The sequence below is a fragment of the Bacillus sp. AFS029637 genome, assembly GCF_002584985.1.
Taxonomy (GTDB): Bacteria; Bacillota; Bacilli; order Bacillales; family Bacillaceae_G; genus Bacillus_A.
The window spans coordinates 68,941-84,353 of sequence record NZ_NUPZ01000001.1 but is presented as its reverse complement, the minus strand read 5'-3'; the positions used below and the strand labels follow the sequence as shown (position 1 = coordinate 84,353).

The following is a 15,413-nucleotide window of genomic DNA, read 5'->3' as shown; positions in this document are numbered from 1 at the left end:
AAATTTGGCAGGAGAAAAGAAGTTAGGTGGATCAAGCTACCTGTAAACACCCGATTGGTGAGGGATGATTAAAGTTTCACTTTATAAAAAAACGCTAACTCGTATATACGAGTGTTGACTAACTTATATATACGAGTTAATATGTAAGTGTAAACGGTATCAAAAAAAGAAAAGAGGGACGGGAATATGGGGAAAGACTATCGTAAAACAGCAGAGGAAGTGTTGCAGTATATTGGTGGAAAAGACAATATTGAACAAGCTGCGCACTGTGTAACGAGGCTCCGTATCGCTTTAAAGGATGAAAGTAAAATAGATAATGATAAATTACAGTCTGTTTCCTTAGTAAAGGGAGCGTTTCATAACGCTGGGGTATTTCAAATTGTAATCGGTCCAGGGGATGTAGATCGTGTTTACGCTGAATTGATAACGCTTGCAGGTATGAAGGAAGCGACAGTAGCTGACGTAAAAGATTCTGGAAATCAAAAGTTAAACCCAGCTCAAAAGTTTGTAAAAGTGTTTTCAGATGTATTTATGCCGATATTACCAGCAATCGTAACAGCTGGTTTACTAATGGGAATTAACAATCTATTAGGGGCGAAGGACTTATTCTTTGAAGGTAAAAATTTATTAGATGTATATCCAAACTTAAGTGGGCTTTGGGATTTAATTAATATGATGGCGAATACAGCATTCGTATTCTTACCAGCGCTTGTCGGTTGGTCAGCAACGAAGCGTTTTGGTGGTAGTCCAATACTAGGGATTGTTATGGGCTTAATGCTTGTACATCCGGCTTTATTAAACGCGTGGGATTATGGAAAAGCAGCAACTGGTTTAGAGGGACAGAAGATTGAGTACTTCGATATTTTAGGATTATTTCAAATTGAAAAGGTAGGGTATCAAGGGCAAATCTTGCCGGTCTTAGTAACAGCATTTGTATTAAGTAAAGTAGAAATCTTTTTAAAGAAACATGTACCAAATGCAATTCAATTATTAGTTGTACCAATTACAACGATTGTTGTAACAGGTGTGTTAGCATTAGGAATTATTGGTCCAGTTACACGTCATATTGGAGATTTATTAACAGCTGGATTAGTAGGTGTATATGAAACAGTACCAGTAGTTGGAGCAGTATTGTTTGGAGCATTATATGCACCGCTTGTAATTACAGGTATGCATCATATGTTTATTGCAATCGACTTGCAATTAATCGCACAACATGGTGGTACATTTATTTGGCCAATGATCGCTCTTTCTAACATTGCGCAAGGTAGTGCGGCACTAGCGATGTTCTGGATTTCTAAAAATCAAAATGATAAAAGTATGGCATCGACATCAGCAATCTCAGCGTACTTCGGTATTACAGAGCCAGCGATGTTTGGTGTGAACTTACGAAAAAAATTCCCGTTCTATGCAGCGATTATAGGATCGGCTGTGGCAGCGATATTTATTACGTTAAATGGTGTATTAGCACCTGCTATCGGAATTGGAGGATTACCAGCATTTATTTCTATCATTCCGAAATCGATTCCAATGTTTATTGTAGGAATGATAATCGCGGTTGTAATCCCATTTACGTTAACATGGTTATTTGCAAAAAGAGTAAAACAGAAGTAGGAGGAAGTTAAGTATGAAAGATTGGCATAAAAGTGTGGTCTATCAAATTTATCCGAAGAGCTTTAATAGCTATTACAATAAAGAAACTGGTGATATAAAAGGAGTTACAGAGAAGCTAGATTATTTAAAAGAACTTGGAGTGGATTATATTTGGTTAACACCGATATACGAATCACCACAAAATGATAATGGATATGATGTAAGTGATTACTACAGTATTGATCCATCTTACGGAACGATGGAAGAGTTTGAAGAGCTTTTAGAAGAAGCGAAAGCACGTAACATTGAAATCATGCTCGATATCGTTGTAAACCACAGTTCGACGGAGCATAAGTGGTTTAAGGAAGCGAAGGAAGATAAAAATAATCCATATCGTAATTATTATATTTGGCGTGATGAAAAAAATAATTGGCAGTCTAAGTTTGGCGGATCTGCTTGGAAATACGATGAGAAGACAGAGCAATACTTTTTACATCTATTTGATGAAACACAAGCTGATTTAAATTGGGAAAATGAAAAGCTTCGTGAAGAAGTATATGATATGATGCGCTTTTGGCTGGATAAAGGGGTAACAGGATTCCGCCTTGATGTTATTAATTTAATTTCAAAAAATCAACGTTTCTTGAATGATGAAGGAAGTTCTGCGACAAGTGATGGTCGTAAGTATTATACAGATGGTCCGCGTGTCCATGAATATTTACAAGAGATGAACCGAAATGTGTTTGAAGGGAAAGAGGTAATTACAGTTGGAGAAATGTCATCTACGACAATTGATAATTGTATTAAATATTCAAACCCTGAGCGCAATGAACTAAGTATGACGTTTAGTTTCCATCATTTAAAAGTAGATTATCCGGATGGTGATAAGTGGACGAAGGCTGAATTTGATTTCATTAAATTAAAAGAAATTATGTCTAATTGGCAAATTGAAATGCAAAAGGGCGGGGGATGGAATGCGTTATTTTGGTGTAATCATGATCAGCCTCGCATCGTGTCACGCTTTGGTGATGATGGAAAGTACCGAAACGAATCTGCAAAAATGTTAGCAACGGCTATGCATATGCTGCAAGGAACGCCTTACATTTATCAAGGCGAAGAAATCGGTATGACGAATCCTAATTTCGAATCTATCGAGCAATATCGTGATGTAGAATCGTTAAATATATATGATATAAAGCTAGAAGAAGGGCTATCAAAAGAAGAGATTACGAGTATTTTAAAACAAAAATCTCGTGACAATTCCCGTACTCCGATGCAGTGGAATGACGAGGTGAATAGTGGATTTACAACAAGTACACCTTGGATTTCTGTAGCTGAAAACTTTAAAGAGATAAATGTAGAGAAGGCATTAGAAGATAAAGAGTCTGTATTTTATTATTATAAAAAACTAATTGAACTAAGAAAAATATATGATGTTATTACAGAAGGAGAATATGCTATTTTAGATGAGAATCATCCTAAGATTTGGGCGTATACACGTACTGTAAATGATGAAGCATTACTTGTTGTAAATAACTTCTATGGAGAAGAAATCACGTATTCCGTACCAGTTCATGTTCAATTAGATGGTATGAAACAAGAAGTAGTAGTATCAAATTATAAAGATTCCAGTAAGGATATTACAAAGCTTACGTTAAGACCGTATGAATCAATTGTATATCGATATACGAAATAAAAGGGTTGTATGCCAAGTTGCATACAACCTTTTATTTTAAGACACCACTATACAAAATGTTTACCTCTACTTCAGGTTTGAATTTTACTTTTGCGTAATCTTTATTCCAATTTTTTTTCTTCCATAAGTCAGGATGATAAGCGATGAGATGTCTGCCGATTCCGAAAGCATCACAATTTGCTGTTTGGAGTTTGTTGGTTATTTTTTTCGCTTCTTTCGTGAGCCGTTTAGACAAGGTTTTATTTAATTTTTTTCTTTCTCCTATTTTGTAAAGGTTATCTCTTGGAGCTTCAAGAGCTATTACTTGTAGTTTCAATTTTAGATGAGCGAAAACAGTACCTTTTTTATCAGTTGTTATTTTTAATTCTCTTTTTAGTTTTTGATGGCTAATTTCAAACGTTAAATAATCGGATGTGTTAGACGAATCACTTCCAGTAAGTTTTTGTGTAATATGTGCGCTGTCCCCCATATTTCCTGTTAACAATACGAAGAGTACGGATTGCTGAGCAGGTAAAAGGCCTGTTAATTTATCGTTATTAAATAAGGCGATTCCATTTATTACTACTTCTTTTCCTTTTAGTTTTATTGAAGGAAGGGTGAAGTCTTTACCAGGGTCTAACATTTTTGTTACCACTGTTTCTAGAGTTTCCTTTGGGAAAACGCTCATATCTTCTAAGCTTTTGATTTTTTTCTTTAAAAAATCTCCAATTAATAAGTTTCCTACCTTTTTTTTCTCAAGTATTGTAGAGGTTTCACCGTCAACTGCAATAAGTTTTACTAGTGCGGTTGGATTTGTTGGATCACGAAAAGCAACGTCTAGATAAGGCAGTATCCCCTTTTTTTGTATTTTCGTTCCTAATAGCTTTACACCATATTTAAAGTATCGAATGTTACCAGTTACATTTTTTTTCAATGAGTCACTTGTGTCAAGTATGTTATAGCCAGTTGCAGAGTGTATTTCGTTCTCAAATGAAGACTGCTCGCCGCTAGAACTTTTTACGAGTTCAATCGTTTGCTGAAGTTTATTTTCTTCCGTTATATCGTATCCAAGGCTATAGGCTAATCGGGCCTCTCTTAATGGTTCTTGATCCCAACAGCCAGAAAGGAATGAACTAGCACATAGTATAAAAAGCAATTTAACTCTTTTTTGGAACATACTGTTCTCCTTTCTTATTTCTTATTACTGAATAGAGTAGAAATAAAAGAGGGAGGACCACAATGAAAATATAGGTGAATTTATCAGTGAAATTTGCAATTACTTTTAATTGCTCAGGTGTATCTATAAATAAAGCGACACTAAAAGAAATAAGGCCAACAATTGGAACAGCTTTTTTATGATCAGCAAGATTGAATATATGTCCAATTCCGATTGACGCAGCGCAGTAATAACTAGCAATAGAAGCTACAACAGTTATCATCCAAATTGGAATGAAAATTAGGTCCGTTCGGTCTATAATCCCAATATGAAGAGAGCGTAATAAGTAGGCAACTGGTTCTGGAATAAGCTCGATTTGTTTTGGACTAAATACGATAAAGCAAATCCAAACAGTAAAAGTATAAAAAAGAGTTACAAATCCATTAGCGATAGAAATTGCCTTTAGTTTTGCCACAGAACTCCCATTTACTTTTGGGAAAGCGATAAGAATAATTTCAAAACCATACATGGCTGTAATTGTTTCTTTTGATGCTTGAATAATATTCCACCATCCGGCTTCTGTAAGTGGAAAAATATAAGAAAAATCAGCGCGTGTAAGTCCTAGTGCAATTAAAAGCGCCATTGGGAAAATGAGAATAGAAGCCATGACATAAAATCGCACAATAACTTTAAATGTGTTATAGGCTATGTGACAACAGGCTATTGTAAATAGTATGAGAATGGCATACCAAGGAGTTGCCTGCAAAATCCATACTTTAATGACATTACAAGCATTTAACATAACCGTCATACCGATAAGGGTAGCATAAAAAACATAAGCAAAACCTAATAGTTTTCCTAACTTATTACCAAATAGCATACAAATACTTTCATACATATCAGCATCAGGAAATCGTTTTAAGAAAAGCCACATAAGTAAAATAATCAGTTGAATAACAAATCCAGCGATGAGGGTGGAAATCCATCCACCACCTTTTGCAATAGGGTGAAGACGGTTTGGTAGAGCAAGTATACCAACACCAATTTGGCATTGAATAACGAAAAAGGTAAATTGAACTAGCGAAATTTTATTTTGTTTGTTTGTCACCGTTCTCATCCTCTCTCGTTACATGTTGGCGCTGCATTTTTTTCGGTTTTGGATCATGAGGTCGTTCCCAAAACGACCAAATTGGAAGTCTTACAAAAGAATCTTTCATATCTTTTATTCGCATTGGAGCAATGGGAGAAAGATATGGTGTATGAAACGAGTGAAGCTGACATAAGTGAACGAAAGTTATAATTAGACCGAAGGATATTCCTACATAGCCGAATATAGCAGCAAGAATCATTAACGGAAAACGAAGAATTCGCACTGCTGAACTCATATCATTTGATGGAACAAGAAAAGAAGCAATAGCAGTTAAGGCTACAACGATGGTCATCGTATAAGAAACGAGTCCTGCTTTTACAATCGCATCACCAATTACTAAACCACCTACAATACCGATTGTTTGTCCAACTCGGCTTGGCAGACGAATACCAGCTTCCCGCAATAATTCGAAAATCAACTCCATTAAGAGAGCTTCAAAAATCGGAGGGAGTGGTACTTTTTCTAATGAAGCTTTAATTGTATAAACGAGTTCGAGTGGCAACACATCAGGATGAAAAGCAACTGTTGCGATATATATAGCTGGTAAGAGAAAGGCAATTAAAAAGCTCACTAAGCGAATCATTCGGATGAAAGAACCGACAATCCAGCGGTTATTATAATCATCTGGTGATTGATAGAAAGCAAATAACGTAACAGGAACGATAAGAGCTGTTGGATCTCCGTCAGATAAAATAGCAATTCGCCCCTCCATTAAATTAGCGGCAGTTCTATCTGGACGCTCTGTATTTAATTGCTGCGGAAAGGGTGAGAAAGACGTATCTTCTATAAACTCTTGTATGTAGCCTGGTGGCATTAATGCATCCGTTTTAATCGTTTGTAATCTTCTTTTTACTTCTGTAACGAGATCATCATTCGCTATATTTTGAATATAAGCGATAGCCACTTTCGTGTGCATTTCTTCACCGAGTGTAAAATACTTAACAACTAAATTCGGACTTTTAATGAGTTTACGAATAGAAGCTAAATTCGTTGCTAAATCCTCTACAAAACCAGTATGCGGTCCACGTACAATGCCTTCATTATCAGGTTCTGTTATATCTCTTTTTAAAGATAGAGCCGTTTCGAAAATACAAAAGAATTCGACTTGTTCATGAAAATATAATGATTTACCTTGTAATAAAAGCTGCACACCATAATTTAAATTTGTTTCTTTTTTCATATTTAATGTGGAAAAAACTTTATCCAAAGACAGCTCTGATCTAGTTAATAGGGGCTCAAGAGCGAGCTGATGAATTAAATTTGGGTCTGCTAAAGATTCGATATATAAGATTGTTCCTTTTCCATTTTGAAAAGGAACATCTAATTTTTTTATATCATCTGAATGGGAAAGTTTGTTTTCAATGTAATTAATGTTCTCCGGAAGTGATGGAAACATATGCTTTTGACTCTTACTCTCTTGTTGTTTTTTATAATCTGTCATAATTTCCACCTCTTTTAGAATAAAGTCACTTCTGTTAATTTTTGTTTTTTGTGAGAAATTTATGCTTAGATTATTTAATATTAAAGCAGTACTTTTTTTTGTTACTATTGAATTAGATAAGGGATATAGGAGGGATATATATGGAAATAACTGTAGAACGAGTTTTTTCACAAGAAATTTTAGCAAGAGCAACAAAGGCATTTCATGTAACAGTGGAAGACAAGCCACTTGGTGATTTTGAGAATTATATTTTTAAGGCGAAGGATAAAAATAATGAAGATTACGTATTACGTTTAACACATTCTTCTCATCGATCTAAAAAAGAGGTAGAGGCTGAACTAGATTTTTTACGGTATGTTGCGGAGAATGGTGCAAAGGTAGCAGGACCTCTCTATTCAGCATCTCAAAATCTTGTAGAAGAACTTATAGCAGAGGATGGGACTTTCTTTTTCGCATCTTTATTTACATATGCAAAAGGTGAGCAAGTAAAAGGAGAGGAATCGCCGTATTGGGGATATTCTTACTTTAAAGCATGGGGAAAAGCAATTGGACAACTGCATCGTCTTACAATGAATTACCCTAAAACAGCTTACCGTGATACGTGGGAAAAGGATGAAAGTAGCATTGTTAATGAATTAGAAGATGAGAAAGTGAAAGAGACTGCTACGGTGTTAATGGATGAAATAAAGCTGTTGCCAATCAAAAAGGAAACGTTCGGTCTTATGCACGGTGATATTCATCCAGGTAATTTTCATTATGATGGAAAAGAGCTAACAATCTTTGATTTTGATGATGCATCTTATAATTACTTCATTCATGATTTGGCAATGGTTCTTTATTACTCGGTTCTTTTTACACCGTGGACAGCGGAGGAGAAAACGGAATTTGCGCGTAAACAGTTACAAGTGTTAAGAACGGGATACGAATATGAGCATAGGCTGGCGGATAGTTGGTATGAATCGTTGCCGTTATTTTTACGTTTACGTGATATAGGTTTATACGGGACGCTCCAGAAGAAGTTTAAAGGGAAAGATATGCCAGATAATTTCCGGAAATTATCAGAAGAGCTATATGGAAGAATTATAAAAAATGAAGCGATTGTGAATATATAATACATTTTTTTCAAAACAAAGTATATAAAACAAATATATACTTTGTTTTTTTATGCAAAAATATGTTTGTTTTATTAAAATAATATTGTTATAGATTCGTTATGCACTTATAATTTTATATATATTCTGAATATTCTTTATAAAGAAGGAGGGGGAATGGTGGAAGCTTTCGTAAATTGGTTAAATAATATTGTTTGGAGTCCCGCACTTGTTTATTTATGTTTAGGAGTAGGTTTATACTTTTCTATTCGGACGAGGTTTTTACAAGTAAGGCATGTAGGAGAAATGGTGAAGCTTACATTTCAGGGAGAAAAATCAGAGGCTGGTGTTTCTTCATTCCAGGCGTTAGCCCTTTCGTTATCAGGACGTGTTGGGACAGGGAATATTGCTGGGGTAGCAACAGCGGTTGCATTCGGTGGGCCAGGAGCTGTATTTTGGATGTGGGCAGTAGCCTTTTTAGGAGCAGGTTCTGCTTATGTAGAGTCGACATTAGCACAAATATATAAGACGAAACATCAAGGGCAGTTCCGAGGTGGTCCTGCTTATTACATTGAAAAAGGTTTAGGGGTTAAATGGTATGCTTTAGTATTCGTTGCAGCAACAATTCTTGCAACAGGACTTTTATTACCGGGTGTTCAAGCGAATAGTATTGCTGTAAGTTTAGAAACAGCTTTTGGAATTAACACTACAGTATCAGGAGCGTTATTAGTAGTTGTATTAGCTCTTATCATTTTCGGTGGAGTAAAGAGAATTGTTAACGTAGCGCAAGTTGTCGTACCGTTTATGGCAGTTGGTTATATTTTAGTAGCTTGCGTTATTGTCGCTATGAATATTGAAAAATTACCAGAAGCATTTATGTTAATTATAAGAAGTGCTTTTGCATTAGAAGCAGCTTTTGGTGGTATTATCGGTTTAGCAATTTCTTGGGGAGTAAAACGTGGTATTTATTCTAATGAAGCAGGGCAAGGAACTGGACCACACGCAGCAGCAGCGGCTGAAGTATCACATCCAGCTAAACAAGGTTTAGTGCAAGCATTTTCCGTTTACATTGATACATTATTTGTTTGTTCAGCAACAGCATTTATGATGATTATTACAGGCATGTATAACGTATTTGATGCAAGCGGAAAAAACTTTATCGTTAATAAACTAAACGGTGCGCAGCCAGGACCTGGATATACACAGGCAGCGGTAGAATCTGTATTCCCTGGTTTTGGAAACGGTTTCGTCGCAATCTCGCTATTATTCTTCGCGTTTACAACGATAATGGCGTATTACTACATTGCAGAAACGAATATCGCGTACTTAAATCGTGATAAAGATCGTCCTTGGCTGTCCATGATACTAAAGTTTGTATTTTTAGGAGCAGTATTCTATGGGTGTATAAAAACAGCAGCAACAGCTTGGGCTTTAGGCGATATCGGTGTAGGTATTATGGCTTGGGTTAATATTATAGCGATTTTATTATTACAAAAGCCAGCATTAGTTGCATTAAAGGATTATGAAAAACAGAAAAAAGAAGGCAAAGATCCAGTATTCGATCCAGGGCCATTAGGAATTAAAAATGCTGATTTTTGGGAGCATGAATACGGAAAAGATAAGAAAGAAGAAGTATCTTAATAGAAATGAAAAAGCAAAGGGAAAATCCCTTTGCTTTTTTTATGGACAAAATGAAGCTGAAAGTTATTTTTTTGCCTATTTTTGAATATAAAAAGAATGTACATGCTTTGTTTAGGGAAAGGGGGGAGTATGTTGATAGAGTTTCGTAACGTAAATAAATATTACGGTAACTTTCAAGTTTTGAAAAATATTAATGTGCAAGTGAAAAAGGGTGAAGTGGTGGTAGTAGTTGGTCCTTCAGGATCAGGAAAAAGCACACTACTTCGGTGTATAAACCAATTGGAGACCATTACAGATGGAGAATTAATTGTACAAAATACAGAAGTGCACAATAAAAAAATAAATATGAATGAATTACGCCGAAATATTGGGATGGTTTTTCAGCATTTTTATTTATACCCACATAAAACAGTTCTTCAAAATATTACACTAGCACCGATTAAAGTAAATAAAGTTTCAAAAGAAGAAGCAGAGAAAACAGCGATGTTTTATCTAGAGAAAGTAGGAATTCCGGAGAAGGCTGGTGTATACCCGCATCAATTATCAGGAGGTCAACAGCAAAGGGTAGCGATTGCTAGGGGACTTACGATGCAGCCAAAAATTATGCTATTTGATGAGCCTACGTCTGCCCTTGATCCAGAGATGATTGGGGAAGTACTTGATGTTATGAAAATGCTGGCTAAAGAAGGGATGACGATGGTTGTCGTCACACATGAAATGGGATTTGCACGTGAGGTCGCGGATCGAATTTTATTTATGGATGACGGCCAAATTATCGAGGATACAACACCGGCACAATTTTTTGCAAATCCTGAACAAGAAAGAGCTCGTTTATTTTTAAGCCGAGTGTTAAATCATTAAAGGAGGAATTTCATGCTTAAAATGAAAAAGTTGTTTACCTTAATCGTATTTTCATGTTTATTCGTGCTTATCATTGCTGGATGTGGAAGTAAAAAAGATGAGGCGAAAGAAACGAATACGAAGCAAGGTGGAGTCGTTGAGCAAATTAAGAAGCGTGGGAAATTAGTAGTTGGGGTGAAGAATGATACGAATTTATTTGGGCTGAAAAATCCTTCAACAGGGCAGGTAGAAGGGTTCGATGTTGATATCGCGAAGGCGCTTGCGAAAAAAATTCTTGGTGATGAAAAGAAGCTAGAGCTGAAAGAAGTAACGTCTAAAACACGTATTCCAATGTTAAAAAATGGTGATATTGATGCAATTATCGCGACAATGACAATTACAGAAGAACGTAAAAAAGAGGTTGATTTTTCAGATGTATATTTTAAAGCAGGGCAATCGTTACTTGTGAAAAAAGGAAGCGATATTAAAAGTATTGATGATGTGAAAAAAGGTGTGAAGGTATTAGCTGTAAAAGGTTCAACGTCTACAAATAATATACGTCAAAAATCACCAGAATCAACTGTATTAGAATTTGAAAATTACAGTGAAGCATTTACAGCGTTAAAAGCAGGTAAAGGTGATGTTTTAACGACAGATAATGCAATTCTTTATGGAATGGCAAAACAAGATTCTAATTATGAAGTTGTAGGGAAAATTTTTACGGATGAACCGTACGGCATTGCCGTGCAAAAAGGTGCGGATGATTTAACGAAAGAGATTAATAGTTTATTAAAAGATATGAAAGCTAATGGAGAATACGATAAATTATATGAAAAATGGATCGGTCAAAAACAAGAAAAATAAAGTGAAACTAATTGGAATAAATAATAAGGATGAGAGGATGAGAGATACTCATCCTCTTCTTGTAAAGAAAGAGGGGAGAATATGTGCCTGATTTTTCTATATTAACGAATAACATTGATATGTATTTAGAAGGATTTAAGTATACAGTGATGTCTAGTGTAATTGCATTAATAGGAAGTTTTATTTTAGGAGTAATTTTGGCGGTAATGCGTATTGCACCTATTCGTATTTTAAATTGGATGGGATCTGTTTTTGTAGAGTTTGTAAGAAATATTCCGCTCGTATTAATTGCATTTATATTTTATTTCGCGTTACCTGTAATAGGAATTACGTTAAATGGTTTTGTAGCGGGGACAGTTACGCTTACGATATATACGGCAGCATTTATTGCAGAAGTAATTCGCGCTGGTATTTTATCAGTTGCGAAAGGTCAAATGGAAGCGGCGCGCTCTTCAGGATTAACGTATGTGCAGGGAATGTATTATATTGTCTTACCCCAAGCGGTGAAAATCGTAATCCCTCCTCTAGGAAATCAATTTCTCAATTTAGTTAAAAATTCTTCTATACTCGGAATTATTGCTGGGACAGATTTAATGTATCAAGGAGACTTAATTTCAACGAAGACGTTTGTTACGTTTGATGTATATATATTTGTTGGGATGTTTTATTTAATATTAACAATTCCGCTCAGTATGCTAGTGCGTTATTTAGAAAAACGCTTGGCAAAGGAGGCGGTGTAAATGGATTTTAAGGGAGCAATAACAGGTGATCATATTCTATTTTTATTAAAAGGATTGCTTATAACATTAGAGGTAGCGCTCGTAGCAATTGTACTTAGCTTTATTATTGGTAGTGTAATAGGGATTATGCGGTATACAAAAATACCCGTCGTCTCACAAATACTAGGTTGCATCGTTGAAGTAATTCGGAATTTACCGTTACTTTTAATTATATTTTTTACGTATTTTGCACTGCCTGAAGCGGGCTTGAAATTAGAAATTATAACAGCCACAATTGTCGCTTTAACAATATTTGAAGCTGCAATGATATCTGAAATTGTTCGAAGTGGTCTATTATCTATCGAAAAAGGGCAAATCGAAGCAGCGAGGTCTTCCGGATTAACGTATGTTCAAGCGCTGTGGCATATTATTTTGCCACAAGCATTAAGAAGAATGGTCCCGCCGCTTGTTAGTCAGTTTATTTCATTACTGAAAGATACATCGCTCGCAGTTGTTATATCATTACCAGAACTTATGCATAACGCTCAAATTATTAGCGGACAGAATGTAAATTATATGATTCCGACTTTTATAGTAGTAGCTTGTATGTACTTTATCGTAAATTACAGTTTATCAATTTTATCGAGAAGATTAGAACTCCGTTAACCCTTACAATATATGTGAGGGTTTTTCCTTGTTTATCCTTATTTTCCTCTAAATAGAATCTTAATCTTACAATGATTCGATTTTTTGTATTGTTTTATCAGAAAAGTTTTAATTTTATATAGAAATTGTAATCGCTTTCGTGTATATTTTTATTATCAGAAAATTTTAAAAAGAGACAGGGGTATTTGCAGGGGAGGATTAAGATGCAGCAAACAACGAATGAGAAATTACATCGTACGATGAAGAGTAGACATTTATTTATGATCGCACTTGGTGGTGTAATCGGGACGGGCTTTTTTCTAGGGTCAGGTTATACTATTAATCAGGCTGGACCAGGGGGAGCAATTCTCTCTTATTTAGTGGGCGGATTTATTATGTATTTAACAATGCTTTGTCTTGGAGAGCTAACGGTAGCGATGCCAGTTTCAGGTTCTTTCCAAAAGTATGCAACGAAGTTTATTGGACCGGGAACAGGGTTTATGATCGGCTGGCTATACTGGATTGGATGGGCAGTAACAGTAGGATTAGAATTAACGTCGATTGGTTTAATGATGAAAAGATGGTTTCCGAATGTTGATGTTTGGGTATGGTGTCTTGTATTCGGGGTTATTTTATATGCTTCCAATGCGATATCAGCAAAAAGTTATGCTGAATTAGAGTTTTGGTTCTCTAGTATTAAGGTAGTTACAATTCTTGCATTTATCGTTCTTGGTGGTAGTGCATTATTAGGATTTATACCATATGACGGAAAAGAAGCAGCACCTCTTTTCTCTAACTTTGTAAGTGATGGCGGGCTATTCCCGAATGGACTGGCAGCGGTATTACTTACGATGATTACAGTTAACTTCTCGTTCCAAGGAACAGAGTTAATCGGGATTGCAGCAGGAGAGAGTCAGGAGCCTGAAAAAACAATTCCACGTGCGATTCGTAATACAGTATGGCGTATTATGATATTCTTCATCTTAACAATGACAATTTTAGTAGGATTAATTTCTTGGAAAGAAGCTGGAGTAATTGAAAGTCCATTCGTAGTTGTATTTGATAAAATCGGTATTCCATATGCAGCTGATATTATGAACTTCGTTATTATTACTGCTTTATTATCTGTAGCGAACTCAGGATTATATGCAGCAACGCGTATACTATGGTCACTTGCAAATGAAGGAATGGCACCAACTTCTTTCAAGAAAGTAAATAAACGAGGTATTCCAATTACAGCACTAGTCGTAACGATTGCTGTTGCAGCATTATCCTTATTAACAAGCTTCCTTGCAGAAGATACAGTATATATGTACTTATTATCTATAGCTGGTTTATCGGCTGTTTCAAGTTGGATCATTATTGCTTTATCACAACTACGCTTTAGAAGTCAGTATATCAAAGGCGGAGGGAAATTAGAGGATTTAAAGTATAAAACGCCTTTATATCCGATTGTTCCAATTTTAGCTTTAATTACAAATAGCATCGTTGTTATTAGCTTAGCATTTATTCCAGAACAAAGAATGGCGTTATATTGTGGTATTCCATTTATCATTTTCTGCTACATATATTATTATATAAGTAAGAAACGGAAGAAGCCGATGAAAGTGGAGATGGAAAATACACATGAAACTAACAATCAAACACGATGATATAGAGGCAGATTTATCATATGGTCCATTAGCGATTGGAAAAGAAAACGGGTATTCACCGTTACAATTACTCGTTTCTTCCATCGCGGGATGCAGTGCAATTGTCTTTCGCACAATTTTAGAAAAGAAACGCATTGCATACGATACGTTTACAATTGAGACTGAAATTGGTAGAAGTGAAGCTTTATCAAAGCCAGTTGAAAGTATTCATTTGCATTATAAAATTAAAGCGGAAAACATTACAGAAGAGCAGTTGGACAAGGCGCTGCAACTTGCGGTGAAAAATTGCACGATTGTTCAATCTGTAAAAGATAGTATAAAGGTTACGGAAACAATTGAACTAATAAAGTGAAATAGAAAAACGTGAGAATACGGCTCTCACGTTTTTCTGTTTTTAACAGAGGGGGAAGTATCATGAAATGTTTAGGTTGTAAATTAGCAAACGAAGAAGAAATGATATATAAAGTATATGAAGATGACTATGTGACTTGCTTTTTAGATCATGAACCTTTCTATCCAGGACATACTTTAATTGTGCCAAAGCAACATGTTTTAGAGGTAGATGAATTAGATGATATTGTAGCAAAATCGATTATGGATGCGTCTAAGATTATTGCAAAAGCAATTAAGGTACTATATAAACTAGATGGAATTACAATTTGTCAAAATGGTGGAATCTTTAACGAACTAACGCACTATCATATGCATGTCGTACCAAGGTATAAAGAGCGCTCATTTGCCGAGTTTTATGCAGTACAACCGGGAGACAAGAAAAATCATAACTTAGAAGAGACAAAGAATTTGTTAAAAGAAGCGATAGAGCAAATACTGCATATTGAAAAGGTGTAAGAGGATTTTTCTTAGAGATACAATCAGGAAAATTCTAATAAACAAAAGCCCAATTTNNAAATTGGGCTTTTGTTTATTCTATTATTCGATTTTATAT

13 protein-coding genes and 1 pseudogene are annotated in these 15,413 nt (G+C 35.4%); 11 read left to right on the top strand and 3 right to left on the bottom strand.

The window, feature by feature from the left end:
* The first annotated feature begins 186 nt into the window (after positions 1-186).
* Both treP and treC read left to right on the top strand, forming a co-directional pair.
* The gene (gene treP, locus COE49_RS00410; RefSeq protein ID WP_098945644.1) at positions 187-1,614 is read left to right on the top strand and encodes a PTS system trehalose-specific EIIBC component; all 1,428 of its coding nucleotides are present in this window, start codon (positions 187-189) and stop codon (positions 1,612-1,614) included.
* A 13-nt stretch (positions 1,615-1,627) separates the two neighbouring features.
* On the top strand, positions 1,628-3,289 hold the full coding sequence (gene treC / locus COE49_RS00405; RefSeq protein ID WP_088232522.1) for an alpha,alpha-phosphotrehalase: 1,662 nt from the start codon (positions 1,628-1,630) through the stop codon (positions 3,287-3,289).
* A gap of 31 nt (positions 3,290-3,320) precedes the next feature.
* Here treC and COE49_RS00400 read toward each other — a convergent pair whose 3' ends face one another.
* The 3 genes from COE49_RS00400 to gerKA are packed head-to-tail and all read right to left on the bottom strand — an operon-like array spanning position 3,321 to position 7,015.
* On the bottom strand, positions 3,321-4,445 hold the full coding sequence (locus tag COE49_RS00400) for a Ger(x)C family spore germination protein (RefSeq protein ID WP_088232523.1): 1,125 nt from the start codon (positions 4,443-4,445) through the stop codon (positions 3,321-3,323).
* Positions 4,426-5,532: a GerAB/ArcD/ProY family transporter gene (locus tag COE49_RS00395; protein ID WP_088232524.1), complete on the bottom strand. Its 1,107-nt coding sequence runs from the start codon at positions 5,530-5,532 to the stop codon at positions 4,426-4,428. The genes COE49_RS00400 and COE49_RS00395 overlap by 20 nt, the downstream gene beginning before the upstream one ends.
* Complete coding sequence (gerKA, locus tag COE49_RS00390; protein WP_098253297.1) at positions 5,513-7,015, bottom strand: spore germination protein GerKA; 1,503 nt, start codon at positions 7,013-7,015, stop codon at positions 5,513-5,515. The genes COE49_RS00395 and gerKA overlap by 20 nt, the downstream gene beginning before the upstream one ends.
* A 140-nt stretch (positions 7,016-7,155) precedes the next feature.
* Between gerKA and COE49_RS00385 the strand changes: the two genes are divergently transcribed.
* The 9 genes and pseudogenes from COE49_RS00385 (at position 7,156) to COE49_RS00340 (ending at position 15,316) form a co-directional block, all read left to right on the top strand.
* On the top strand, positions 7,156-8,127 hold the full coding sequence (locus tag COE49_RS00385; RefSeq protein WP_088232526.1) for a phosphotransferase enzyme family protein: 972 nt from the start codon (positions 7,156-7,158) through the stop codon (positions 8,125-8,127).
* Between the two features lie 159 nt (positions 8,128-8,286).
* Positions 8,287-9,747 (top strand): alanine/glycine:cation symporter family protein, encoded by a 1,461-nt coding sequence (locus COE49_RS00380; RefSeq protein ID WP_088232527.1) that lies wholly within the window; start codon positions 8,287-8,289, stop codon positions 9,745-9,747.
* Positions 9,748-9,788: 41 nt separating this feature from the next.
* Positions 9,789-10,608 (top strand): annotated as a pseudogene (locus COE49_RS00370) (amino acid ABC transporter ATP-binding protein).
* Between the two features lie 12 nt (positions 10,609-10,620).
* On the top strand, positions 10,621-11,451 hold the full coding sequence (gene glnH / locus COE49_RS00365; RefSeq protein WP_088232530.1) for a glutamine ABC transporter substrate-binding protein GlnH: 831 nt from the start codon (positions 10,621-10,623) through the stop codon (positions 11,449-11,451).
* Between the two features lie 83 nt (positions 11,452-11,534).
* Complete coding sequence (locus tag COE49_RS00360; protein ID WP_098253299.1) at positions 11,535-12,191, top strand: amino acid ABC transporter permease; 657 nt, start codon at positions 11,535-11,537, stop codon at positions 12,189-12,191.
* Complete coding sequence (locus COE49_RS00355; RefSeq protein WP_098253300.1) at positions 12,192-12,836, top strand: amino acid ABC transporter permease; 645 nt, start codon at positions 12,192-12,194, stop codon at positions 12,834-12,836. It abuts the gene before it with no gap.
* Between the two features lie 203 nt (positions 12,837-13,039).
* Positions 13,040-14,467 (top strand): amino acid permease, encoded by a 1,428-nt coding sequence (locus COE49_RS00350; protein WP_088232533.1) that lies wholly within the window; start codon positions 13,040-13,042, stop codon positions 14,465-14,467.
* On the top strand, positions 14,442-14,819 hold the full coding sequence (locus COE49_RS00345) for an OsmC family protein (protein WP_088232534.1): 378 nt from the start codon (positions 14,442-14,444) through the stop codon (positions 14,817-14,819). The genes COE49_RS00350 and COE49_RS00345 overlap by 26 nt, the downstream gene beginning before the upstream one ends.
* 62 nt (positions 14,820-14,881) lie before the next feature.
* On the top strand, positions 14,882-15,316 hold the full coding sequence (locus COE49_RS00340) for an HIT family protein (protein WP_088232535.1): 435 nt from the start codon (positions 14,882-14,884) through the stop codon (positions 15,314-15,316).
* Positions 15,317-15,413: the final 97 nt, after the last annotated feature.

What these genes read in the sequence shown, in the direction of transcription:
- glnH (WP_088232530.1), top strand. Translation starts at nt 10,621, where the DNA reads ATGCTTAAAATGAAAAAGTTGTTTACCTTAATCGTATTTTCATGTTTA.
- COE49_RS00345 (WP_088232534.1), top strand. Translation starts at nt 14,442, where the DNA reads ATGAAACTAACAATCAAACACGATGATATAGAGGCAGATTTATCATAT.
- COE49_RS00340 (WP_088232535.1), top strand. Translation starts at nt 14,882, where the DNA reads ATGAAATGTTTAGGTTGTAAATTAGCAAACGAAGAAGAAATGATATAT.
- COE49_RS00385 (WP_088232526.1), top strand. Translation starts at nt 7,156, where the DNA reads ATGGAAATAACTGTAGAACGAGTTTTTTCACAAGAAATTTTAGCAAGA.
- treC (WP_088232522.1), top strand. Translation starts at nt 1,628, where the DNA reads ATGAAAGATTGGCATAAAAGTGTGGTCTATCAAATTTATCCGAAGAGC.
- COE49_RS00400 (WP_088232523.1), bottom strand. Translation starts at nt 4,445, where the DNA reads ATGTTCCAAAAAAGAGTTAAATTGCTTTTTATACTATGTGCTAGTTCA.
- gerKA (WP_098253297.1), bottom strand. Translation starts at nt 7,015, where the DNA reads ATGACAGATTATAAAAAACAACAAGAGAGTAAGAGTCAAAAGCATATG.
- COE49_RS00355 (WP_098253300.1), top strand. Translation starts at nt 12,192, where the DNA reads ATGGATTTTAAGGGAGCAATAACAGGTGATCATATTCTATTTTTATTA.
- treP (WP_098945644.1), top strand. Translation starts at nt 187, where the DNA reads ATGGGGAAAGACTATCGTAAAACAGCAGAGGAAGTGTTGCAGTATATT.
- COE49_RS00350 (WP_088232533.1), top strand. Translation starts at nt 13,040, where the DNA reads ATGCAGCAAACAACGAATGAGAAATTACATCGTACGATGAAGAGTAGA.